We start from the raw sequence: 23,072 nt of genomic DNA on the forward strand, positions 1-23,072 counted from the left end.
AGAATGTTTAATAGATTGCGCATTTCCGGGGCTGCATTGGCTCTGTCACTTACATTTTTTGCCGGCGAAGCCTTCGCACAGTCCAGCCTGCAGCCGGTATCGTCTGTTCTGCAGACCATGATCAACATTCTGACGGGGCCGATCGCGTCGATGCTGGCCATTCTTGCCGTCATAAGCTGCGGCTTCCTTGCCTGGACCGGCCGGTTTACCTGGGGCATTGCCGGCTCCGTCATCATGGGCATCGTCCTGGTTTTTGGATCGACACAGATCGTATCGTTCTTTCAGGGCGCATTGGGCCACTAGGACCGGGGCAGGATCGGCCCGTCCGATCGGAGACTTAACGTGACGAGAGCAAGGTTGGATGTGCAGGTCCGCATCTTCGGTGTGGACAGGCGGCAGCGTGCTAGATCTGCATTTGCGATTGCGGCCGGCTTCGCCGGAAAGGGTATGAGATGACTGAGGAAGCGCCGGACATGATCCCGTTGGTCAAGGCATTGACGCGCGCACCTACCCTGTTCGGCGTGCCGTATATGTATGCCATGTTCAATATGGTAGTGACGGCGGTCATCTTTCTGGCGACGAAGAGCCTGTTCACGCTCTTCCTCGTGCTCCCTATCCACAGTTTCGGCTATTTCCTGACGCTGCGCGACGAACAGATATTCAACATTTTGCGGGTCAAGGCCGCCAAGACACCGCCGCAGTCCACCACCCTCTGGGGTGTCAAAAGCTACGCGCCGGGAGATCCGACATGATGTCGCGCGCTGTCCGCAAGGAAATGCGCTACGGCGCCCAGGCGACGCGCGAACGCTCCGTCGCCGCGCACGTGCCCTATACGCGCCATGTGGACGATACCACCTTGCGCACGAAGGACGGCCTGCTCCTGAGCGTGCTCAAGGTCGAGGGCTTCTGCTTCGAAACCGCCGATATGGCGCAGATCAACGGCAAGCTCGAAGGCCGCAACACCATCCTGCGCACGCTCGGCAACAGCCGGTATGCGGTCTATGGCCACATGATCCGCCGGCGGCTCGAACCGAAGCTCGATGGCGAGTTCACCAACCCCTTTGCCGACGAATTGAACCGCCGCTATATGGCGCAGCTCGAGCAGCGGCGCATGTTCGTCAACGAGATGTACATCACCATCGTCCGGCGGCCGCTGCGCGGCCAGGTCGGCATGATTGAAACGATTGCCAAGGGCATTTTTGCGCGCGGCGGCAAAGGCCAACCCAAGGGCGCGCGGCAGGGAGAGGCAGAGGAACTGCGTGAACTGCGCGATGCCGTCCTCGGTGTGCGCGAGGTCCTGCAGGATTATCAGGTCAAGCTCCTCGGCATCCGCGAGACGGAACCCGGCGTTTTCTATTCCGAGCCGCTCGAATTCCTCGTCCAGATTTTGAACGGGATCGAGCCGGTCAAGATGCGTCTGCCGCGCATGCCGCTCGACGGCGCGCTGGCGATGAAGCGCCTGCATTTCGGCCGCAATGCCGTCGAGTTCGTCGGCGCGACGCCGCCTGCCGATTCCCGCCTCGGCGCCATGCTGTCGGTGCGCGAATATCCTTCCTATACGGGCCCCCTCCTCCTTGATGGCCTGTTGAAGGTGCCGCACGAATTCATCGTCAGCCAAAGTTTTTCCATCATCGACAAGCCGGTGGCGCAGAACCAGATCGAGCGCGTTTCACGCCAGATTGCCATGGCTGACGAAGCCGGCTCCATCATCGGTAACCAGCTTGTCGGCGCGCGAGACGAACTTTTGAGCTCGCGTTCCATCTATGGCGAGCACCATCTGTCGATTATGTGCCTCGGCAACGACAAGGCCGAACTCGACCGCTGCATTCGTTCGGTCGGCGCGACGCTCACGGACCAGTCCATCATCTGGTTGCGGGAAGATCTGAACTGCGAGGCGGCATTCTGGGCGCAGCTTCCGGGGAACTTCTCCTATCAGGCGCGCTCGGCGATGATCTCGTCGAAGAATTTTGCCGGGTTCCTTTCCTTGCATAATTTCCCCGGCGGCAAGCGCGACGGCAACCATTGGGGCAGCGCTATCTCGCTTCTGGAGACAACCAGCCAGAGCGCCTATTTCTTCAATTTCCACGTGCGTGACCTCGGCAATTTCACCATGGTCGGTCCGTCGGGATCGGGCAAGACCGTTGCCCTCTCTTTCCTGATGGCACAGTCGCAGCGCATCAAGCCGACACCCCGCTGCATCTTCTTCGACAAGGACCGCGGCGGCGAAATCTTCATCCGTGCGCTTGGCGGCACTTACGAGATACTGCAGCCGGGCGAGCCGACCGGGTTCAATCCCCTTCAGCTCAGCGATACCGGTCCCAATCGTGAATTCCTGTTCCAGCTGTTTTCGCTGATGCTGCGCCGGCCCGACGGACAGCCCTTGCCCGCGAGCGAAGAAAGCGTCATCCGCTCGGCAATCGCCCAGATTCTTACGACGACCCCTGAGGGAAGATCATTGCCGGCCTTTGCCACCCTGCTGCGAGGACGTATTCGCGCCGGCGAGAACGATCTGCTGGCGCGCTTCGAAAAATGGCTGCGGCCGGACCAGGTCGGCTGGCTGTTCAACAATCCCGTCGATCGCTTCACCTGGTCTGACGTCGCGGGCTTCGACATGACCAAGATCCTCGACGATCCGCTGACCCGCAGCGCAGCGTTGATGTACATCTTCCACCGGCTCGACGAACTCCTTGACGGGACGCCGATCCAGATCTTCCTCGATGAAGGCTGGCGGCTTTTGGAGGACCCGGTGTTTGCGGCCTTCATCAGGGACAAGATGAAGACGATTCGAAAGTTCAACGGGATCATCGGCTTCGGCACGCAAAGCACGTCGGACATAGTCAATTCGAACATTGCCCATACGCTGATCGAGCAGAGTGCGACGCATATTTTCTTCCCGAATCCACGCGCCGACCTCGAAAGTCATGCCGGTGGGCTCGGCCTCTCGGCGCGCGAAATGCAGTGGATCAAGTCGACGGATCCGGCAAGCCGCTGCTTTCTGATCAAGCACGGACAGGAATCGGTCATCGCCCGCCTGCGGCTGACGGAAATGGACGACCTCCTCAAGGTTCTTTCGGGACGGGCGGAGACAATACTGGAACTGAATGCCCTCAGGGAGAAGCTCGGCGACGATCCCAAGCAATGGTTGCCCGCCTTTTGCGGGCAAGGAGTAAAGGTGTGAGAGTAACTTGTGTATGCGTAATTCTGCTTGCCACATTGCTTGCTTTAGGCTGTGCGAGCCGGCAGAAATTGAAGACTCCGTGTGATTTGCCCGCATCCGCGCTGTCGTTCGGACCGGTCGATGACTGCGGGCCGCTGCTGCCGGTCAACGAAGCGCTGACGAATATCATCGTCCAGCAGCCACTATAGGACGGGCCGCATGGAGCCAAATTTCATTGCTGCCCTGTCATCCAACATTGATGCGCTCGGCAAGAGTTTCACGGCAACCACCTACGGCGTTCTCGCCGCCTATATGACGCCGGTGCTCAGCGGGCTGATGGTACTCTACCTCGTGTTCTGGGGCTTTCAGTTCTGGCAGGGGCGCGGCGACACGAATGTCGTTACTGCTGCCTTCCGCATGCTTCGGCTCGCGGTGATCTTCTTTCTTGCCACCAGCTGGGGGCCGTTCCAGGTTGCGGTCTATCAGGTTGTGACCATGGCGCCGCTTTTTGTCAGCAACAATGTGATGCTCAACAACATCGTCAATCCGGATACCGGCAAGGCGATGACAGTCGGCACGGTCGCAACCGATATTTCGACGATCTATTCGATTGCTGTCCGGGAATCGGTGAAGATCGAACGGGAAGCGACGGCGTCGCAAGCCGCCGCTCCGGAAGTTTTAGGGCCAGACGGCAAGCCCGTCCCGGGAGCCCAACCTGCCACGCCGGCGCGCAAGCCGCCGACGAACCCGCTCGAGACAGTGCTGACGACCTCATTGCAGTCGGCAATTGTCTGGATTTCCGCCGCGCTCTTCGTCGGCTATGCGATGTTCCTAATGCTGTTCGCCAAAATGGCGCTATGGGTCATGCTGGCGCTGGCACCGATCTTCATCATCCTGCTGATGTTCAAGATACCGTCGCGTTTCTTCTCGGGCTGGCTGACGGGGACGCTCCAGGCCATGCTGGTCCCGATATTCCTCAGCACTTTCCTGAGCTTCTATATACTCGGCGTCCGCGCCAACATCATGGTGCTGTTCAAGGCAGTGAGCAATCCCGATACGCCGCTGATGATCAAGGACGTGGCGCCTCTTGTCCTGATCTGTTTTGCTGGCGTGTTTCTCATGGCGCAGATCGTGCCCTTTGCGGGGCGCATTGCGACAAGCACGCAGGAATGGATCAGCGATGCCTTCGGCAGCGATCGCGTCGTTCGCATCGTTACCAACATGGTGGGCGGTGGCCGGCGCGGCGGTGGCGGAATGGCCGGACCGGCTGGCGGCGCTTATGGCTCGGGCGGTGGCCAGATTGCCGGTGGTTCGGCGGATACAAGCCTGCGTGACGTTCAGGACCGCAATGCCGCAATCAACCGGCAGACCAGGAATAGATAGCAGCCTCAGTTGCCCTGCAAGACCGTATTGATCAGGGCCTTTTGCCGACCGATGCAGTCGATCAGCCTAAAATTGCGCTCGATGGTGCGCCGCGCTGCGACGCGCAAGGGCATGAATTTCTCCGGCGCCTTGAGAACGTCGAGGATCGTGCCGGCGAGTGCGTCGGTGTCGTAAAAGGGAACGAGCAGACCGTTCTGTCCCGAGCGGATCACCTCCTGGACGGGTGCTGTGTCGGAACCGATGATCAACGCGCCGCATGACATGGCTTCTATAACCGACCAGGAAAGGACGAAGGGGTAGGTTAGATAGATATGCGCCGCCGAGACCTGGTAGAGCTTGCGCAAAAGATCGTGCGAGATGGCGCCGGTAAAGACGATGCGGTCCGCCGGGATATCGTGCTCGGCCATGAGCTTCTCTTTCCACGAACCGCCTCCCGGCGGAGGGGCGCCATAGCTGACGCCATCACCACCGACAAAGACGAAAATGGCCTCAGGATTGCTGCGGATGACTTTTGCCGCCGCGGCGAGCGCCTGAGGAAATCCCCTGTAGGGCTCGAGATCGCGCGAAACGAATGTGACGATGGGCGGATCGCCGGGTTTTAGCACGCGCCCATCCGGAAACTTCAGCGTCGCATTGCGGTCGGGACGAAATCGCTGCGTGTCGACGCCTTCATGGCACACGGCTATCCGCCGTTGGGTCGGCGCCGGATAAAGGCTCTTTTGCCAGCGGGTCGGACTCACCCCGCCATCGATCGCCTCAAGCGTGAGAAGCTGCGCCACATTGCGCAGCCGCAAGCGCTTTCGGGTATCGAGATCGGGAACCTCGTCAGGCGCAAACCCGACGTCAGCGCCTTCAGAGCGATAGAAGAATTCGCAATAGCCGATGGCCGGAACCTGCGGCATAACATCCTTGACGAACATCATGCTACCCCAGCCGATGTGACCGATGACGATATCCGGCCGCTCGCCGTGGCGAACCATCGCGTCGAGGGTTTCCGCGACGCGATGGCCGATGCGGACATGGTGATCCGGGATGCCGAGGTGCCGCGCCATCTGGCTGTCGGCCCGGGGACCGGGTTCGACACGATGCCGAATGACGCGGACCGATGGAATACGCCGGTCGACAGATTCACTGATCAGGCTGACATCGTGCCCAGTTTCGGCAAGGTGGGAGGCCAATGCCGCAAACTGCCCGAATCCACGTCGATGAACGAATGCCACATGCATGACGTCAGAATCGGCCCGAAGAGGAACAGCGATGGTTGCCTGACGTTTGGTTGGGATCGCTCAAGGGCAAATCATAGTCCGTAACGCGTGGCATTGCCCCAAACCAGTTCGAGTCGATGCAAGGTTTGGAAGGCGATTTCCAGGTTGCGGAGGTCTTCTGCGTCCCGTGCGAGCAATCGGTTGTAGGTTCCGCCTGCGTTGCGCAGATCGGCACATAATTGCTCACCCTTTTCAGTCAGTCTGATACGCGCCGAGCGCTTGTCCCGCTGCGAAGCAACCCTGTCGATATAGCCCCCGTCAGCCAGCTGCTTCAAATAGTATGAGATATTGGAACCGACATAGTGGCCGCGATCCAGGAGTTCTCCAACCGAAAGTTCGACATCCCCTATCGCCAAAAGAACCATCGCCTGAGCCGGCCCCACGTCTTCGATTCCGAGTTTCGTCATCTCATTGCGCAGCACGCCAGCGAAGCGACGATTGACGCGTTCTATCATGCGCGCCAGTTCGAAATGTGTGACGACAACCGCATGGTTTGCGGGCTTCGCCTTCTTGTTGTCGGCTGATATTTCAGGGAAATCGGCGGCCGCGAAGCCGTCGATAGATGTTTCGACTTCCACTCCTTCGTGTAGAAGTTTTTGTATCATCCTTCTCTCCTAGTCAATTTTACTTCAAATTTTGAAGTAAGTTACAAGTATGTTTTCGGGTCTCCCTCGTTGATTTCCCCACCAAAAGAACTTTTTTCTGTCACATTCTCTGCAGTAATACTCTATAAGTCTATTGCATTAGACTGACGCCCCAGGGCTAACCAAAGGCTGTGTCATTTCCAAGGCAGATCACATATGACAGATACTCGTCAAATCAATCCAAATGGCAAGAGCCATGCTCGTAAAAAAGCGCTTTCGGCGGCGAACGCCGAGCCAAAAGCGCTGGTTTTACGGGCCCGTAGGATATTCATGGCGGGCCTGCTTTATGCCGCTCTGCTCAGTGCCTGCATCAGCCTTTTGCAACTTACAGTACCCTTGTACATGCTACAGGTGCATGACAGGGTCCTGAACAGCCAGAGCAAGGACACGCTCGTCATGCTCACCATCCTGGCGGTGAGCGCTCTTATCGTTTTCGGTGTTCTTGAGTTCATTCGCGCCATGTCCTTCCAGGCGATGGGCAGCGCGCTTGTGCGCCGGCTGAACCTTCCGGTTCTATCGGCTGCGGTCGAGGCTTCGATCGACCAGGGCCTGCCGAAGGCGACGCAATCACTCCGTGATCTGACAGAATTGCGCAGCTTTTTGACCTCTTCGGCGGTCAGTGCGCCGCTTGATGCGGCCTGGTCGCCGATTTTCCTCGCTGCCCTTTTCCTTATGCACCCGGTCTACGGCATCATCGGCGTCATCGCTGTGATTGTCCTCGTCTGCTGCGGCGTCATCACCGATCTTATGACGCGCAGCCTCGTCAAGGATGCAAACCAGGCCAATATCGAAGCCATTTCAAAGATCGGCTCCACGCTCCGCCATGCCGAAGTAATTGAGGCCATGGGCATGTTGCCCGCCCTCGCCCGCCGCTGGCGTTCGCTGCAGATGAATGCGATCGGCCTGCTCGATCTCGGCGGCAGCCGCAGCCGTGCCATGGCGACAATCGCCCGCACCATGCGCTTCATGGTCCAGATCGCCGTGCTCGCCGCAGGTACGCTCCTCGCAATGGATCGCCAGATTACGCCGGGTGCGATGATCGCCGCCAGTATTCTCGTCGGACGGTTGCTGCTCCCCTTCGATCATGTCGTCGATAACTGGCGCCTTTGGGTGCAGGCCGTCGGCAACTGGCAACGCATTCAGTCGCTGCTGTCGCAGAATCTTGCGGTGCGGCAGACGATGCCGACCCCGCGCCCCCACGGTGATCTTGTCATCGACAAGCTCGTCTATGCCGCGCCGGGTGTCGACGTGCCGATCATCAAGGGCATTTCCTTCTCGCTTTCCCCGGGCGAAGTGCTCGGCATTGTCGGACCTTCGGCGGCCGGCAAGTCCACTCTGGCGCGCTTGCTCATCGGTATCGTGCGGCCGACTGCCGGCGGCGTCTTCCTCGACGGCAACAATGTTTATCTCTGGGAGCGCGGCTCCTTTGGCGAGATCGCCGGTTATCTACCGCAATCTGTCGCGCTCCTTGAAGGAACGATTCGCGACAACATCGCCCGCATGACCGACAGCGAGCCGCAGCGCGTGCTTGAGGCGGCTCGCCTTGCTGACGTGCATGAGATGATCGGGCGTCTGCCGCTCGGCTATGACACGCCGGTCGGCGATGGCCGCCTGACGCTTTCGGGCGGACAGCGGCAGCGCATCGGCCTTGCCCGTTGCCTTTATAACAACCCGAGGCTGATCGTTCTCGATGAACCAAACGCCAATCTCGATTCGGTCGGCGAGCGAGCGCTAATGCGGGCGATCGAACAAGCGCGTGACGATGGCGCCATCGTCATCATGATCGCGCATCGACCGACAATCATGCAGGTGGCCGACAAACTTCTGGTTCTTGAAAACGGCCGGATCACCCAGTTCGGGCCGCGTACGGATGTGGTCGCATCGATTACGCCGGTCAATTCGAAGATGGGGGCTGCCGGAGCATGATTGACAAGATCAAGAAGAATTTGCCGGCTCGCGCCGACGCTTCGCTTCCGATGAAAACGGTCGGCAGTCAACTCGCGGCGCACCGGCCGATCGCCAGACCTGTCTGGTATACGGAACTCGAACATGATTCCGACCACCCGCCGCTGCGACGGCTGATTATCGCAGGGGTCCTGACCATTACCATAGCCTTCGGCGGCTTCTTCGGCTGGGCCTATTCGGCCGAACTCGGCAGTGCCGCGGTGGCCATTGGCAGCGTCATCGTCGATTCGAAGCGCAAGACGGTGAGCCACCTCGAGGGTGGCATACTGGACCGCGTTCTTGTGCAGGAAGGCGATGAGGTAAAAGTCGGCCAGCCGCTGATCAGGCTCGATGATACGCGCGCACGCTCGGATCTGCAGTCGCTGCAGAGCCGCCGCGTCGGTCTTATCGCCAAGCTTGCACGCCTGCGCGCCGAACAAGCCGGCAACACCGAAATTACGTTCCCTGCCAATTTCGGCGAGGTGGGCGATATTTCCGCCGACAGTGCAAAGAAGGCCGAGCAGGTCTTCTTCACCAAGCGCCAGACGCAAAAAGAGAGCAAGATCGATATTCAGAAGAAGACGATCGAGCAATATACGGAACAGGCAAAGGCGCTCGACGTCCAGACCAGGGCGACCGATCGGCAGATCGAACTGATCGACGAACAGCGCAAGGCCATTGCAAGTCTGGTCGCCAAGGGATTTGCCCAGCGCTCGAAACTCATCGAGATCGACACGCGTCTCAGCGAGCTTGCGGGGGATCGCGGCGAGTATGCGGGTGACAAGGCCAAGGCGGAACAGGCCAAGGCCGGCGCAGAATTTGCGCTCACCGGCATAGAAAGCGACATGCAGGCGGAGATCGCCGGCGAAATAACCACGAGCCAGGTCGAACTCGCTGATGTCGAAGAACGCATCGTTGCGGCGAAGGATGTAATGCGCCGCGTAGAGATCAAGTCGCCTCAGGCAGGTATCGTTGCCAATATCCGATTGCGCACGCCTGGCGGCGTCGTCGCTGCCGGCGAGCCGCTCCTTGATATCGTGCCGGAAAACGAGCCGCTCGTCGTCGAGATGAAGATCGGCCCGCGCGATATCGATAGCGTGACGGTCGGCTCTCCGGCTCAAGTTCGGCTCACGGCCTACAACCAGCGTGCCCAGGCTCCACTGGACGGAAAAATCACCTATCTTGCCGCCGACCAGCTCGTCGACGAAAAGACGGACGCTGCCTACTTTGTCGCGCGCGCCGAAATCACGCCGCAATCGCTTGCGGCCAATCCGCAGGTGAAGCTCTATCCCGGCATGCCCGCCGAGGTCGTCATCGTCCACAAGTCGCGTAAGGCCATCGAGTACATAACCTCTCCGATTGCCGACAGCTTTAATAGGGCGTTCCGCGAGGACTAAGGGGCGATTTGCCCCTTATTTCCCTATGTTTCTAGATTACTTCAAATTTAGAAATAAAGTAGTTCCAATTAATATCCAGATCCAAAGTAGTATCTCGGAAAATATAAATTACTTTCACGAATTATTACATATCATAATACATCCGTGTAATAAATTGTTACTATGTGTTGCCACATTTATATTCCATGACTAGGTTGCATTTCGATTTGGTGCAGTGCACAATCGTTAAAGCATAAACGTCGGAACAGCTCCGGCATTTTGTAAACTCAAAGCAGGACAGAAGGAGAAGCAGATGGCCACTTTAGAAGGCGGCGCCTACGACGACGTTTTGTTTGGCTCGCGTTTCGACGACTTCATCCGCGCCCATGGCGGTGATGATGTTGTCTTTGGCGGAAATGGTCATGACACGATTTTTGGTGATGAGGGGGACGATCTCCTGTTCGGCGACAAGGGCGATGATGCTCTGTTCGGCGGCGAGGGAACGGACGTTCTGTTCGGTGGAAATGGTGATGACGTTCTGAGCGGCGGCAACGGCGATGACGTTCTCTTCGGCGACAAGGGCGACGATGTCCTCCAGGGTGGAGCAGGCAACGATACGCTGTTTGGTGGTGCGGGGAGCGACGTTCTTCTCGGCGGCGCCGGAAATGACTTCATTGCAGGTGGCGCTGGCGATGACGTCCTTATCGGTGGTGCCGGTAACGACGTGTTCCAGTTCACCGGTGGTGGCGGCAACGATGTCGTGCTCGATTTTACCCCTGGGGAAGACATCCTCCAGATCTCCAGCGGTATCAACGGCCAGGACATCCATTCCGCAGACGACCTCGCGTCGCGCGTTACCCAGGTCGGCAACAATGTTGTCGTGGACCTCGGTCATGGCGATTCCGTCACGCTGGTCAACACCAGCTCGGAAGACGTGCAGGCTCATCCGGACAACTATTTCACCGTTCATTGATCGTGAAATCAAATTGCGCGCTCCGCTCCATGCGGGGCGCGTTCCTTCCGCTATGAATGAAAGGGCCGTGTATTGAACCTCGACCATTCGACGGACATTGAAGGCGATACTGAGAGTATTTATGTCTCCCGGCTCTGCACGGACATTGCTGTCCTGATCTGGGATCTGCCCGGCGCAATGCGGGCGTCAACCAAATGCGTGCTTGAATCGAAGGAACAGCCTGTTCCTCTGGTCAGCCTCAATATTCCTCTTGAAACCGGCGGGCACCGCGTCCTTTGGGCCATGCGCACCAAGGACGAACCGATTGGCCTGACGCTTTCCGCGGGTTCGCTTGGGCCGACAGAACAGACGCTGCTTTATCCGGCGGCCGAGCTGCCGCATCTCGACGTCGATCGGGCGGTTAACAACCTTTCGGCAGCGGGCCATATCAAGCTGCTCACAAATCTCCTTAGCACCTGGCGCAGCATGTTCCGGCTCTCGCAGAATCAGGTCTTTGCCAGCGTGGTGCGTGAAGTCGCGCTAGCGCTCGCCCCCGAGCCGCGCAAGGTTCGCGTTTGTGCGCAACCGCTCGAGGGCCAGCATCTGCTTGAGACGGCAATCGATCCCGAACTTGGCGACGTTACCTCGATCTATGCGATCGGCTCCAATTCAGTTTCAGCTTTGCCTTCGAAGTTTGTCATCGGCTCCCGCGTCCGCAAGGGCTGGCAACCATGCCACTTGCTCGTTGAGTCGGCGAAAACACTTCCGCAATCCTTCCATATCATTCTCACCGGCAAGAACGGCGTCGCCATTCGCGAGTTGACGGATCGGGAGGCTGCCCCCGGCGATTTCCAGAAGTGGTGGAGCAAGAACCAGGCACATCCCGAGCTCCGCGAGTTCCTCGTGCGCCAGCTTGCCCAAATTCCCGCTGCAGGCATTGCAACGGCGATCGACATGCAGATGCGCATGCCGCTGACAGCCAAGCAGATCGCCAAGTCGCAGACTCATCCCGCCGCTGAGATCGACCTTGCCCTTGCGCTCAATGGCGGCTTGCTCGTTGGCGGCTGGACGCATGATCCTTCCTCCATGCTTGCAGGTATCGAATATCTGACCGAAGAAGGCCGCATCCTTCCGCTCAAGCCTAATTTCTACAAGTTCGCAGGCAAGACCGAGGCGCGCGAAGACGGGTTGGGCGCGGATGTCACCGGGTTTGTCGCCTGGGTGCCGCAAACCTCCTCTGCGGGTCCGGTGCTGCAGCCGCGATTCCAGATGCGGCTGACTTCCGGGGCGACTGCACCGCTTATTCCGCCGCTGCAGCCATTCGAGCCCGCAGCGCAGCGCAACCGGATCCTGCGCGCCGTTCCGCCGCAGCATGCGCGCAGTGAAGTCTTCGAGAATATCCTGGCGCCTGCCCTCACCGAGGTCGAGCGCAAGCTCGGCAAGACGGTTCGCATCGCCGATACGAAAGAGTTCGGCGTGATGCCGGCTGCCCCCCTCGTTTCGATCGTTGTACCGCTCTACCGTAACCTCGACTTCCTGCGTTTCCAGCTTTCCGCGATGGCGACCGATCCGTGGCTCGTTGCCAATGCGGAACTCATCTACGTTCTCGATTCGCCCGAAATCCAGGAGGATACGGAGCACCTTCTCGGCGGCCTGCATCTGCTCCACGGCCTGCCGATGAAGCTTGCGATCATGAACCGGAATGGCGGATATGCCCGCGCCTGCAATGCCGGCGCTAGCCTCGCAAGCGGCACCGTGCTCGTCATGCTGAATTCCGACGTCGTGCCAACCGAAGCAGGCTGGCTCGGGCCGCTGGTCGAGCCCTTGCTCGAAGAAAAGAAGCTCGGCGCCATCGGTCCGAAGCTGCTCTTCGAGGATGGTTCGCTGCAGCACGCCGGGCTCTATTTCGCCCCCGACCGGCGCAATGTCTGGCTCAACCATCATTTCCACAAGGGCATGCCCGGCAATTATGCGCCGGCACAGATTGCGCGCACTGTCCCGGCGGTTACGGGCGCCTGTCTTGTCACCCGCAAGGATATTTACGATCTCGTCGGCGGATTTACCGAGGACTATATCATCGGTGACTACGAAGACAGCGATCTGTGCATGAAGATCCGCCAGATCGGCTTCCAGATTGCCTATCAGCCGGCGGTTTCGCTTTACCATTTCGAGCGGCGCTCGATACGCCGCAGCCCGGACTACATGCGCGGGCTGGCCAGCCAGTACAATTCCTGGCTGCACACCAAGCGCTGGAACAAAGATATCACCGAATTGATGACGACTTACGTGGACGAGGCTGCGGACGAAACCGTGACCGACTTCGTCGCCGAGAAGTCGAAAAGGAGTGCAGCTTGAACGAGGTAATCGCACTGAAGCAGGCTCGGGCCGAGCGTCACCTCCCCTTCAACGAAGATCATGTCCGCTGGTTGACGGATGCCGTGTTGCGCAACCGCTTCCTGCCGCGCCCTGATCCTGACAGCATCTTTGTCGGCGATGGCGATTTCCAGGCTGTGGGCGCCGAATTTCTTGGCCACTTCATTCGCATGGGCGGCCTGCAGCCGCAAAGCCGCATACTCGACATCGGCTGCGGCATCGGGCGCATGGCGGTCCCGCTCACGCAATATCTTGACGGCGATAGTGGAAGCTATTGCGGCATGGACCCCGTTGCCGGGGGTATCAACTGGTGCCAGCGCATGGTCAGTCCCGCCTACCCGAACTTCGAGTTCCGTCAGGTGGATATCGCCCACTCGCTCTATAATCCGAAGGGCGAGATCAACGGTCTCGAACTGAAGCTGCCTTACGACAGCCGCCAGTTCGATTTCATCATCATGACTTCGGTTGTCACCCATCTGCCCGACGAAGAAGTCACCGCCTATCTCCGCGAAGTCGAACGCGTGCTTGCTCCTGGCGGGCGCGTTTTCATGACTGCATTCGTCGTCGATCAGTCCGCACAAGAAAACAGATCGAAGAAGCGTGACGCGCGTCTCGGGTTCCAGCGCTATGACGAAGGTCCGTGCTGGTTCGTGCCGGAAATGCCGCCGCTTGCGGCGGTTGGCTTCGATGATGGCTTCCTCGATCGCGCATTGACCCGTGCCGGGCTTTCGGTCGTTACGAAATCGCTTGGTCATTGGCGCGGCGTGCCCGCCGACCACTACCAGGACGTCTTCATCGCAGAATACAGGGAGGACGGCCGATGACGCGCGTTCTCGTTGCTGCCCACAACCATCCGGCCCTTCATCCGGGAGGGACCGAAATCTTTGCACACGATCTTTTTCGCGCCTACCAGAGGGCCGGCTGTGAGGCCTTGTTTCTCGGCGCCACCAACCAGATCCATCGTCAGGAGCGCCCGGGCACGAGCTTCCAGAGCATCGGCTCGAGTGGCGACGAGGTCCTGTTGTGGTCCGGCCATTTCGACCGGTTCTTCATGAGTCAGATCGACCTTTACGGCGTCGTTCCGGATATTGTTGAACTCTTGCAGGATTTCCGCCCCGATATCGTGCACCTGCATCACCTGTTGCTGCTCGGCGCAGAATTTCCGCACATCGTCCGCCGTACGCTGCCGGACTGCCGGATCGTCATGACCCTGCATGACTACTATCCGATCTGCCACCACGACGGTCTGATGGTCCGAACGAAGGAAAAGGAACTCTGCTACGGCGCAAGCCCCGACCGTTGCCATGCCTGTTTCAAGGATATTCCGCTTGATAAGTTCGTCCTGCGCGAGCGCCATCTGAAATCTCTCCTGAGCGTTGTCGATGGCTACGTCGCTCCGAGCGCCTTCCTCAGGCAGCGCTATGTCGAGTGGGGCCTGCCGGAAGAGAGGATCAGCCTTATTCCGAACGGCCAGCCCGAACGCCCGGCTCCGGCGCAGACTGACGCGCCTGCACGTCGCAAGCCGGTATTTGGATATTTCGGCAATCTGAACCCATGGAAGGGCGGCACGGTCCTGCTCGAAGCGGCCAAGCAACTCATTGCCGAAGGTCTCGATTTCGAGGTGCGGGTTCACGGCGCCGCTCCCTTCCAGAGCGAAAATTTCGTCGAGTCGATCGACAAGCTGTTCGCCGAAACCGCGCCGGTGGTGCAACGGCGGGGAGCCTACCGCCGCGACGACATTGCTGGCCTGATCCGTGCCGTGGATTGCATGGTCATGCCGTCGATCTGGTGGGAAAATGCGCCCCTGGTCATCCAGGAAGCCCAAGGCCAGAACTGCCCTGTCATTACCAGTAATATTGGCGGCATGGCCGAGATGATCGAGGACGGCGTCAACGGCCTGACTGTTCCGCCGAATGACCCGACGGCGCTGGCCGCAGCCATGCGGCGTATCGTGGAGGACCCGGATCTACGCGAGATCCTGAGCCATGGGGCGCGTCACCCCGAAACCATCGACACGACAGCACTGCGCTATCTCGCACTCATCGAGAGCCTGCGTCCTGCGCGTGTCGCAGCCTAGAGGAGTACACCATGTCCATCGTGACAAAAGTGGCGCCGCAGGCTCCAGCGCAAGCTCAAGCCGCTCCAAGCGCCACGCCTGAACAGGATAATAGCCAGCAGGGCATCAAGGGCCGTGTCGACGCAATCGACAACAGCCGGCTCTTTGGCTGGGCCTTCGATCCGGCAACGCCCGCCAATCGCCTGACCATCCGCGTGCTTTTGGACGGCAAGCCGATCGCCGAGGCGGTCGCCGACCGCGACCGGCCGGACTTGAAGCGCAACGGCATCGGCGATGGCCTTCACGCCTTCGACGTGATGTTGCCGGAATTTGCGGTACGGCGCGCCGGCGAACTTAGCGTTGTCGCCCTTACGACTGCCGGCAAGCAGCATCCGCTGCGCGTGCCGCGCCCCGATGAACAGGCTGCTGAGGCGTTGATTGCGGCGCCGATGACGCGGATCCTCGACAAGCTCGACGTGCTGATGGCGTCGCAGCGCCAGCTTCAGGTCAATCAGCGCTCGATCCAGCGCCACGCGACGACGGTCATCGACGGTGCCGGCAACAGCCCGACGGTCGATCTCGTTGATATCAGCGGTTCAATTGAGACGCTGCGCGGCGACATCAACCAGCGCCTAACCGAACTCGACGTTCACCTCATGCGTATGGACGGTGTGGTTGCTGGTCTCGAGACTCGCATCGAATCGCTGCAGAAGCGTTCGGGCGGCGAGGCCAAGCCGTTGCTTCTGCTGCTGTTCACTCTGGTTGGCATCGCGGCCGGCGCCGCCGTCGCGATGTTTGCCTTTTCTTGAGATCATGGAGTAGCAAGTGCTTCCCGACGAAAAAGAACATACGCCGGCGTCCCGATCCGGCAAAGCGCCCGAACGTCACCCGATGGTGATGGAAGGCGAGATGGTGGTCGGATGCCCTATTGATGACACGCTCATTCTCGTTCTCGGCATCGGCGGCCTGACTTCCGAACAGGTCACGGTATTCCTGAACGGTGATCCGGCGATGAGCCTGAAAGTGCCGCTTGTCAGCTGGCACCTGAAGGAGCCCTCGCCTGCCGGTACCCATGGCTTCGTCGCCATCGTGCCGACGAATATCCTACGCCGCCGATCGCTGAAGACCGTGCTCTTCCAGCACAAGGCGCAGGCGACACGCTATGCCTTCGCAGGGCGCGCCGCCGCCATCGGCGACCTCGTCGCCATGGTGACCGACCTTGCGGGGGCTGATCTGCCCGTCGTTATCGACGGCCTTGTGGAAGGGCTCATATCCGGTCCGATCGGCCGCAAGAAACTTTCGGCGATCACCGCGCTGCTGCAGGCAGGCGCGCGCTCGGATGGCTGTGTCGAACTTATCGGCGGCAGCGATGAAGGCGAAATCTTCGTCCAGGGATGGGCGCAGGACCTGACACCTTCGGTGACCCGTCTCCTGATCAGCGGCAAAACCCCTTCGATCGCCGAATGCTCGATCAGTGTTTTCGCCCGCCCGGATCTTCAGGACCAGGCATCGGGATTTGCGGGTCTGCTCCTTGCCAGCGAAGCGGTCGAGCCGAATGATATCGAGCGGTTGCTGTTCCGCGGACGTCGCGGATGGCGCTTCACCGAAGTTTATGACCGCCGTGTCATCGCCGGCAACCGCGAGACGCCCGGCCACGTCCGAGCGATCCTGCCGCGTGTTCGCAGTTCGACGGAAATCCTCTTGCGTATGCGCTCCGCCGCCAACCGCTTTGACGGCGCCGAGACGGTTTCGAGCCTGCCATTTCCCGTGCGCATGGGCATCGACAACGCCTACCGCGTCGAGGGCAGCGGCCTTTTGATCGCGGGCTGGCTGCTTGATCCCGACAGTCACGTCGAAGCCGTCAAGTTGCGGCGGCATCGCGGCGAAGCGCAGCTCGACGGCAACTGGACGCGCATTGACAGGCCTGACGTTACCCGCGGCTTCGACAACCAGCCGCCGTTCAATGCAGGCCTCAACCCGAACCGGCATGCTCACGGCTTTGTTGCTTTTGCACCGGAGCTCGAGGGCGATAGTACGGCGCCGTTCTATCTCGAACTTACCTTGAGCGATACGCGCCGTGCCTTCATGCCGCTGACGCCGACCCGCATCACCTCGCGCGATGCGGTTGTCCGGCAGATCCGCGCTATCGATCCGAATGCTTGGGCGCTGCGCCATATTGTCGACCAGCAGCTCGTGCCTCTGCTGCGCGTCGTCAGCCGCCCGGCGCCCGAGATCTTCGGTGTCGTCGATGTTGGCGCCTTCGAGGAAGCCGAAGGACCGGCCATTGTCATCGGCGTCGACGAACGTGTTGAGGAAATCGCTCCGCTTCTGACGCTTCTTGCGCTCGACCCTGAAACGCGCCGCGCGCCGATCGTCATTGCCGCTGCTGCGGAACTGATCGACCGTATCGGCGTCCATGTGCGCCGGCTGGCCAATTTCTACGGCTTGCGCCTGCGGCTCGTGTCGGCGAGCGGTTCGGAAGACCTTTACGATGCGCTCGAAGTCGGCGCACGCGCCGTTTCCACCGAGACCGTGGTGTTCCTCGCCGCGTCGCTGTTGCCGCGCAACAATGGCTGGTTCCACAAGCTGCTTGCGGCCTATCATGACCGCGAGGCCTGCGTACTGTCGCCGACCCTTGCCTATGAGGATGATTCCATCCGCTGGGCAGGCACCTGGGTTGCCGGCTCTCAGTCCGACCGGGCGCTCATCAGCCGCTATGCCGGTTACCCGATCGATGCCGTCACCGGCATGGGTACGACGGAAGTCGCCACGGCCACCTTCGAATGCTGCGTTCTGCCGAGGGACGCTCTTTTTTCCGTGGGTGGCTTCACCCGCGGCTATCTCGGCACGCATGAGAAGGGCCTCGATCTCGGCCTCAAACTCAAGCAGTCCGGCCTCAGGTCCTATTGGCTGCCTTCGGCGCAGATGCTCGGAACGGACGACATATCGGTCTCCGACAAGGCTTCGACGATTGCCTTGATCGAGCGCATCGACCGCCAGGTATTCGATTCCCGCTGGGCTAAGATTTTAACGAAAGATGGCATGCCATCGGAGGTCAAATAGATGACTGAACAACTTCGGGTACTCGTGGTCTCTCACGCCCACCCGAGCATTTCCCTGGGCGGCGCAGAAATCGCCTCCTATAATCTTCACAAGGGTCTGAATACGCTTCCGGGCGTCCAGTCCGTCTATCTCGCGCGCGCCGGCCATCCGATCCCGCGCCATGGAACGACGGCCTTGATGAGCCTTAGGCGCAGCAGCGACGAGATCCTGTTTCACGCCGATGAATACGATCACTTCTATCTCTCCAACAACAATACAGACGAGATCCGCCGCGATCTCCTGCGCTTCGTTGGTGACCTCAATCCCCATGTGGTGCACTTCCACCATGTCCTTGGTCTTGGACTTGAGGCGCTTTACGCAATTCGCGAGGCGCTGCCCGATACGGCGATCCTCGTCACGTTCCATGAGTTCCTGTCGATCTGCCACAATCACGGGCAGATGGTGAAGGCGGGATCGGCCAAGCTTTGCAACGAGGCCTCCCCCATTGATTGCCACGGCTGCTTCCCCGACATTCCGCCGGCGCGCTTCCTCAAGCGTGAGCGCTTCGTCCGCGGCATGCTCGAACTCGCCGACGGGTTCGTTTCCCCAAGCATGTTCCTTGCGCGCAAATATGCCGAATGGGGCCTTGATCCCGAAAAACTCAGCGTGATCGAAAACGGCATCTTCATTGATGGTGTGACGCCGCCACGCGAACTGACCGGACCGAAGCCGCGACGCGGCCGCTTTGCCTATTTCGGCCAGATGACGCCATTCAAGGGCGTCGACGTGCTGATCGACGCGGTCTCGCGTGTTCCCGAAGATGTCTGGGGCGAGGATTCGCGCCTGATGATTTTCGGCGGCAATCTTGAAAAGCAGCCGCGCGATTTCCAGGATCGCATGGAAAAGCTCATCGAGGACGCTGGATCGCGCGTGCGTTTCTACGGTGCCTACCAGAATTCAGAAATGCCGCGCCTGATGCAGTCGGTCGACTGGGTGGTCATGCCTTCCGTGTGGTGGGAAAATTCCCCCATCGTCATTCAGGAGGCGCTCCATCATCGGCGGCCGATTATCTGCTCCAATATCGGCGGCATGGCCGAAAAGGTCCGCGACGGCGAGGATGGTCTGCATTTCCGCGTCCGCAGCGCCGAAGACCTTGCCGACCGCTTCACCGAGGTTCTCAGCGACCAGACGATCTGGGAGCGCCTGCACCAAACTATCCGCCAACCGACCAACCACATCGAGTGTGCCGAGGCGCACCTGGAACTCTATGAACGACTACTGAAATCGACACGCAACCAACCGATAAATGTCACGACAAATGCGGACATCGTTCTCTCGCAAGCGAGTTGACGCTGAAACACCGTAAAGTCCGAAAGCCAAACGGAGGTAATTTCTATGGCACGCGTACTCGTAATGATCCCCTCAGGCGAAGTGTACGATCACGACAGTGTTCGCTGGTATAACTACAAGGATGTTCAGCGCAGCATCAACCACTATCACAATATTGGCGATGCTTTCGTATTCGACTCGTCGCTTAAGCTGATGAATTACGACAAGCTCGGCGTACTGCCGATTGCTGAGCCCAAGATGGAAGACATCGACCGCCTTCGGGAGGAATATGACTACGTCTTCCTGCGCGGCTCCAACTACGTTCATCAGTCGATGGGCTGGAGCCAGACCATCCCGGTTCTGAAGCGTCTCGGCCTGCCGGTCATTGCCTTCGGCATCGGCGCGCAGGCTCCGGTCAAGGGCAAGCTCGAGCTTTCCGAGGAAACCAAGACCGTCCTCCACATGATGGCCGATTCAACCGCGTCTATCGGCGTGCGCGGCGCCTATTCGGCGCAGGTGCTCTGGGACATCGGTATCCGCAATGTGCGCATCGTCGGCTGCCCGACGGCGTTCCGCCGCAACGATCCCGAAATGCGCATCAAGTTGCCGGCGCTCGATGATGTCCAGAACATCGGCATCACCATGCGACGCGAAGTCTCGCCGACCTATGCGCAGGATATCAAGCGCTACCTGACGTTCCATCGCGACCTCGTCAAAGAACTTGCCGGACGCTTCGACGCCGTGCTGATGTCGCAAGGCGAAGTCGAGGAAAAGAAGCTCGTCTTCGGCACGGAAGAGCAGAAAGAGGAAGCCATCGCAGCGTTGAAGGCCAACAAGTGGGTCTCTGACTGGTTCCTCGACGAGACTGTCGAGAAGCTCTATCGCGAGCGCATGTTCTATTCGGACGTTGTTGCCGACTACGAGGATCTCGTTCAGTCGAAGGATCTCGTCCTTGGCTACCGCCTGCACGGCAACCTGATGGCCTTGTCGAACGGCACCCCGTCGATCTACTTCACCTATGACAGCCGTACGGTTGAGTTCGCCGAGACGTACCAGATTCCAAGCTTCGACGTCTTCAGCAACAAGGAATTCAAGCTCGAGGACTATTGGGATCAGTCGCTCTTCGACAAGTACAATCGCGCCTGGTACCAGACCTATGGTGAAATGCATCGCTTCCTCACCGAAAACGGTGTCGACCACAAGATGACCGACACGAGCAAGCGCATTAAAGAACCTGTCCGCAAGGTTGCCTGATGCGCAATTGCTTCGCCATAGCTGCCGCCGCACTCGTGCTGGCGGTGGCTGGGCCTGCTCTTGGCCAGGAGACGCCGAGCGCCACGCTCGCCGTTTCCGGCCCGGAGGAAATGGTATTCGATTGGGCAAAGCAGGCCTGCGTCAAGTCGCACGTGCCCGATGCGCCGGCACGTGCCTTTCGCGACTCTGACGGCAACGTCCACCTGATCGCCAGCCACAATGACAATCGCCGCTTCAGCGGCCCAGATCTCAATCACTTGCAGCCCGAATGTGCGGTCATCTACCAGGCGAAGAAATCCAATGTCCTCGGCCAGTATGACGATATGGGCTGGATCAGCGGTGTGTGGACCGGCGATGGCAAGACCGTCTATGCGCTGGCCCATATGGAACTGCGCGGCAATCGCGCCCCTGGTCTTTGCAGCAACAAATCCTATAGTTCCTGCCTGTTGAATACGGTCACCGCCCTGGTGTCGCGCGATGGCGGCAAGAACTTTGCACCGGAAACTGGCTCAGGTGCCGGCCCGATGGTTGCGAACCTCCCCTACCCTTTCCCGAACGATCGCAACGCACGCGTCGGCTATGCCAATCCGACGAATATAATGCAGCGCGACGGCTGGTATTACGCCATGGTCTTCGCGGATGGCTATCGCGACCAGAAGCGCGGCAACTGCGTGTTGCGCACGCGCGACCTTGGCGATCCGTCTTCTTGGCGCGCCTGGGACGGCAAGGAATTCTCGGTTCAATTCATCGATCCGTTCCGCCAGCAGACGGCAAACGCGAAGGATCATGTCTGTGCGCCTGTATCTACAAATAAAATCGGCCGCATGATCGGCTCGATATCCGAACATCGCGGCAGCGGTGAAGTCATTGCCGTCTTCGGCGACCGGCGCACCGAGGACGGCAAGACCGCCTCCGGAATCTATGCATCGACCTCAAAGGATCTGGTGAACTGGTCGGAGCCAAGGCTCATTTTTGAAGCGCCGCTGCTGTGGGAGAAGAGTTGCGGGGCCGATGGCAGGGTGTTCTACCCTGCCTTGCTCGACCCCAACGCAAACGCATCGTCTTTCCAGGATACCGGGGACAATGCCTTCATCTATTTCACACGCTATCGGTTGACCGGATGCAAAGTCACCTGGGACAGGGACCTCGTGCGCGTGCCGGTCACGATTTCAATGGGAGGAACAGCGAAGGGACAGGGAGGAGGAACGGCGCAGTAATCGATTGGCAGACGTGTCTATCCCCAAACCTTTCTCAATCCTTCAGGAGTACTTCCCATGACTGTTCTTGTTACCGGTGGCGCAGGCTACATCGGCAGCCACATGACGCTGGCGCTCAAGGATGCCGGCCGTTCTGTTGTGGTTCTCGACGATCTCAGCTGCGGTTTTCCATGGCTCGTGCCAAGCGACGTACCGCTGGTGCGCGGCGATATCGGCGATCAGGCACTGGTCCGCGATGTCATTCGCAGCTATGGAATCACAGCGATCCTGCATTTTGCCGGGTCGATCGTCGTGCCCGATTCGGTGCGTGATCCGCTCTTCTACTATCGCAACAACACGGTCCAGTCCCGAAACCTGATCGAGACCGCCATAGGTGAAGGGATCAAGAACTTCATCTTCTCTTCCACAGCTGCGGTATATGGCGAGCCCGAGACGACGCCGATTACGGAAGATATGCCGCACCAGCCGATCTCGCCCTATGGCACGTCCAAGCTGATGACCGAATGGATGTTGCGCGATGCGGCGGCCGCTTATCCTGATTTCAACTATGTCGCCCTGCGCTATTTCAATGTTGCCGGGGCTGATCCGCAATTGCGGTCCGGTCAATCGTTTCCGCGGGCCACGCACCTCATCAAAATCGCGAGCCAGGCCGCAACGGGCGAACGCTCGCATATGGAAGTCTACGGAACGGATTATCCGACCCCGGATGGGACTTGTGTACGCGACTATATCCATGTCAGCGATCTCGCACAGGCTCATCTATGCGCCCTCAACTATCTCGAGGATGGCGGGCGCAGCACGGCCGCCAATTGCGGTTACGGCTATGGCTACTCAGTGCTCGAGATCATCGATGCGGTGAAGCGCGTTTCCGGCGTGGATTTTGCGGTCAAACTCGCGGCGCGCCGAGCGGGCGATCCGGCAATCCTGGTGGCGGGCAACGAGCGGATGCGCAGCCTGCTCGGCTTCGCCCCAAAACGCGACGATCTCGATTTGATCGTCGGCGACGCGCTTGCATGGGAACGGCAACTGCAGGCGCGGGAAGCCAAACAGCGTGAAAAGACCCTCGCCAACGTCTAGACG

At 59.6% G+C, this 23,072-nt stretch carries 18 protein-coding genes; 16 read left to right on the plus strand and 2 right to left on the minus strand.

The window, feature by feature from the left end; genetic code table 11:
• The first annotated feature begins 3 nt into the window (after window positions 1–3).
• The 4 genes from BM074_RS19815 to BM074_RS19830 all read left to right on the plus strand — a co-directional run bounded on the left by BM074_RS19815 (window position 4) and on the right by BM074_RS19830 (window position 4,540).
• Window positions 4–303 carry a TrbC/VirB2 family type IV secretion system protein gene (locus BM074_RS19815; protein ID WP_027232981.1) on the plus strand — a complete coding sequence of 100 codons (300 nt, stop codon included), beginning with the start codon at window positions 4–6 and terminating at the stop codon, window positions 301–303.
• 149 nt (window positions 304–452) lie between these two features.
• Window positions 453–752 (plus strand): VirB3 family type IV secretion system protein, encoded by a 300-nt coding sequence (locus BM074_RS19820; protein ID WP_027232980.1) that lies wholly within the window; start codon window positions 453–455, stop codon window positions 750–752.
• Complete coding sequence (locus BM074_RS19825; RefSeq protein ID WP_175499084.1) at window positions 752–3,178, plus strand: VirB4 family type IV secretion/conjugal transfer ATPase; 2,427 nt, start codon at window positions 752–754, stop codon at window positions 3,176–3,178. The genes BM074_RS19820 and BM074_RS19825 overlap by 1 nt, the downstream gene beginning before the upstream one ends.
• A gap of 198 nt (window positions 3,179–3,376) precedes the next feature.
• On the plus strand, window positions 3,377–4,540 hold the full coding sequence (locus BM074_RS19830) for a TrbL/VirB6 family protein (RefSeq protein WP_091924528.1): 1,164 nt from the start codon (window positions 3,377–3,379) through the stop codon (window positions 4,538–4,540).
• A 5-nt stretch (window positions 4,541–4,545) separates the two neighbouring features.
• On the opposite strand, the gene BM074_RS19835 is transcribed toward BM074_RS19830, so the two are convergent.
• Both BM074_RS19835 and BM074_RS19840 read right to left on the minus strand, forming a co-directional pair.
• A complete protein-coding gene (locus BM074_RS19835; protein ID WP_091924531.1) occupies window positions 4,546–5,766 on the minus strand; it encodes a glycosyltransferase family 4 protein in 1,221 nt (406 codons plus the stop codon).
• A gap of 71 nt (window positions 5,767–5,837) precedes the next feature.
• Window positions 5,838–6,407, minus strand: coding sequence for a MarR family transcriptional regulator (locus tag BM074_RS19840; protein ID WP_162737162.1), 570 nt, complete (start codon window positions 6,405–6,407; stop codon window positions 5,838–5,840).
• Window positions 6,408–6,605: 198 nt separating this feature from the next.
• Between BM074_RS19840 and BM074_RS19845 the strand changes: the two genes are divergently transcribed.
• From BM074_RS19845 to galE, 12 genes are all read left to right on the plus strand, one after another.
• The gene (locus tag BM074_RS19845) at window positions 6,606–8,375 is read left to right on the plus strand and encodes a type I secretion system permease/ATPase (RefSeq protein ID WP_091924537.1); all 1,770 of its coding nucleotides are present in this window, start codon (window positions 6,606–6,608) and stop codon (window positions 8,373–8,375) included.
• On the plus strand, window positions 8,375–9,790 hold the full coding sequence (locus BM074_RS19850) for an HlyD family type I secretion periplasmic adaptor subunit (protein WP_027232974.1): 1,416 nt from the start codon (window positions 8,375–8,377) through the stop codon (window positions 9,788–9,790). The genes BM074_RS19845 and BM074_RS19850 overlap by 1 nt, the downstream gene beginning before the upstream one ends.
• Window positions 9,791–10,082: 292 nt before the next feature.
• On the plus strand, window positions 10,083–10,742 hold the full coding sequence (locus BM074_RS19855; RefSeq protein ID WP_027232973.1) for a calcium-binding protein: 660 nt from the start codon (window positions 10,083–10,085) through the stop codon (window positions 10,740–10,742).
• A gap of 72 nt (window positions 10,743–10,814) precedes the next feature.
• Complete coding sequence (locus BM074_RS19860) at window positions 10,815–13,076, plus strand: glycosyltransferase family 2 protein (protein ID WP_091924540.1); 2,262 nt, start codon at window positions 10,815–10,817, stop codon at window positions 13,074–13,076.
• A gap of 71 nt (window positions 13,077–13,147) precedes the next feature.
• The gene (locus BM074_RS19865) at window positions 13,148–13,918 is read left to right on the plus strand and encodes a class I SAM-dependent methyltransferase (RefSeq protein ID WP_244533010.1); all 771 of its coding nucleotides are present in this window, start codon (window positions 13,148–13,150) and stop codon (window positions 13,916–13,918) included.
• The gene (locus tag BM074_RS19870) at window positions 13,915–15,171 is read left to right on the plus strand and encodes a glycosyltransferase family 4 protein (protein ID WP_036815049.1); all 1,257 of its coding nucleotides are present in this window, start codon (window positions 13,915–13,917) and stop codon (window positions 15,169–15,171) included. Before BM074_RS19865 ends, BM074_RS19870 begins: the two co-directional genes overlap by 4 nt.
• Window positions 15,172–15,182: 11 nt before the next feature.
• A complete protein-coding gene (locus BM074_RS19875; protein WP_027232969.1) occupies window positions 15,183–15,959 on the plus strand; it encodes a hypothetical protein in 777 nt (258 codons plus the stop codon).
• Window positions 15,960–15,975: 16 nt separating this feature from the next.
• Window positions 15,976–18,213 carry a glycosyltransferase family 2 protein gene (locus tag BM074_RS19880; protein ID WP_091924543.1) on the plus strand — a complete coding sequence of 746 codons (2,238 nt, stop codon included), beginning with the start codon at window positions 15,976–15,978 and terminating at the stop codon, window positions 18,211–18,213.
• Window positions 18,214–19,542: a glycosyltransferase family 4 protein gene (locus tag BM074_RS19885; RefSeq protein WP_091924546.1), complete on the plus strand. Its 1,329-nt coding sequence runs from the start codon at window positions 18,214–18,216 to the stop codon at window positions 19,540–19,542.
• A gap of 45 nt (window positions 19,543–19,587) precedes the next feature.
• On the plus strand, window positions 19,588–20,775 hold the full coding sequence (locus BM074_RS19890) for a polysaccharide pyruvyl transferase family protein (RefSeq protein ID WP_091924550.1): 1,188 nt from the start codon (window positions 19,588–19,590) through the stop codon (window positions 20,773–20,775).
• Window positions 20,775–21,992, plus strand: a complete 1,218-nt coding sequence (locus BM074_RS19895) for a hypothetical protein (protein ID WP_091924553.1) — start codon at window positions 20,775–20,777, stop codon at window positions 21,990–21,992. Before BM074_RS19890 ends, BM074_RS19895 begins: the two co-directional genes overlap by 1 nt.
• 57 nt (window positions 21,993–22,049) lie before the next feature.
• Entirely contained in the window at window positions 22,050–23,069 is a 1,020-nt protein-coding gene (gene galE, locus BM074_RS19900) for a UDP-glucose 4-epimerase GalE (RefSeq protein ID WP_091924556.1), read from the plus strand.
• Window positions 23,070–23,072 lie beyond the last annotated feature (3 nt).

This window comes from Phyllobacterium sp. CL33Tsu (assembly GCF_900113985.1).
Taxonomy (GTDB): Bacteria; Pseudomonadota; Alphaproteobacteria; order Rhizobiales; family Rhizobiaceae; genus Phyllobacterium; species Phyllobacterium pellucidum.

Bases quoted from the DNA above. Each gene is read 5' to 3' on its own strand.
- BM074_RS19895 (WP_091924553.1), top strand. From the start codon at position 20,775: ATGCGCAATTGCTTCGCCATAGCTGCCGCCGCACTCGTGCTGGCGGTG.
- galE (WP_091924556.1), top strand. From the start codon at position 22,050: ATGACTGTTCTTGTTACCGGTGGCGCAGGCTACATCGGCAGCCACATG.
- BM074_RS19820 (WP_027232980.1), top strand. From the start codon at position 453: ATGACTGAGGAAGCGCCGGACATGATCCCGTTGGTCAAGGCATTGACG.
- BM074_RS19855 (WP_027232973.1), top strand. From the start codon at position 10,083: ATGGCCACTTTAGAAGGCGGCGCCTACGACGACGTTTTGTTTGGCTCG.
- BM074_RS19885 (WP_091924546.1), top strand. From the start codon at position 18,214: ATGACTGAACAACTTCGGGTACTCGTGGTCTCTCACGCCCACCCGAGC.
- BM074_RS19870 (WP_036815049.1), top strand. From the start codon at position 13,915: ATGACGCGCGTTCTCGTTGCTGCCCACAACCATCCGGCCCTTCATCCG.
- BM074_RS19835 (WP_091924531.1), bottom strand. From the start codon at position 5,766: ATGCATGTGGCATTCGTTCATCGACGTGGATTCGGGCAGTTTGCGGCA.
- BM074_RS19845 (WP_091924537.1), top strand. From the start codon at position 6,606: ATGACAGATACTCGTCAAATCAATCCAAATGGCAAGAGCCATGCTCGT.
- BM074_RS19875 (WP_027232969.1), top strand. From the start codon at position 15,183: ATGTCCATCGTGACAAAAGTGGCGCCGCAGGCTCCAGCGCAAGCTCAA.
- BM074_RS19830 (WP_091924528.1), top strand. From the start codon at position 3,377: ATGGAGCCAAATTTCATTGCTGCCCTGTCATCCAACATTGATGCGCTC.
- BM074_RS19815 (WP_027232981.1), top strand. From the start codon at position 4: ATGTTTAATAGATTGCGCATTTCCGGGGCTGCATTGGCTCTGTCACTT.
- BM074_RS19890 (WP_091924550.1), top strand. From the start codon at position 19,588: ATGGCACGCGTACTCGTAATGATCCCCTCAGGCGAAGTGTACGATCAC.
- BM074_RS19825 (WP_175499084.1), top strand. From the start codon at position 752: ATGTCGCGCGCTGTCCGCAAGGAAATGCGCTACGGCGCCCAGGCGACG.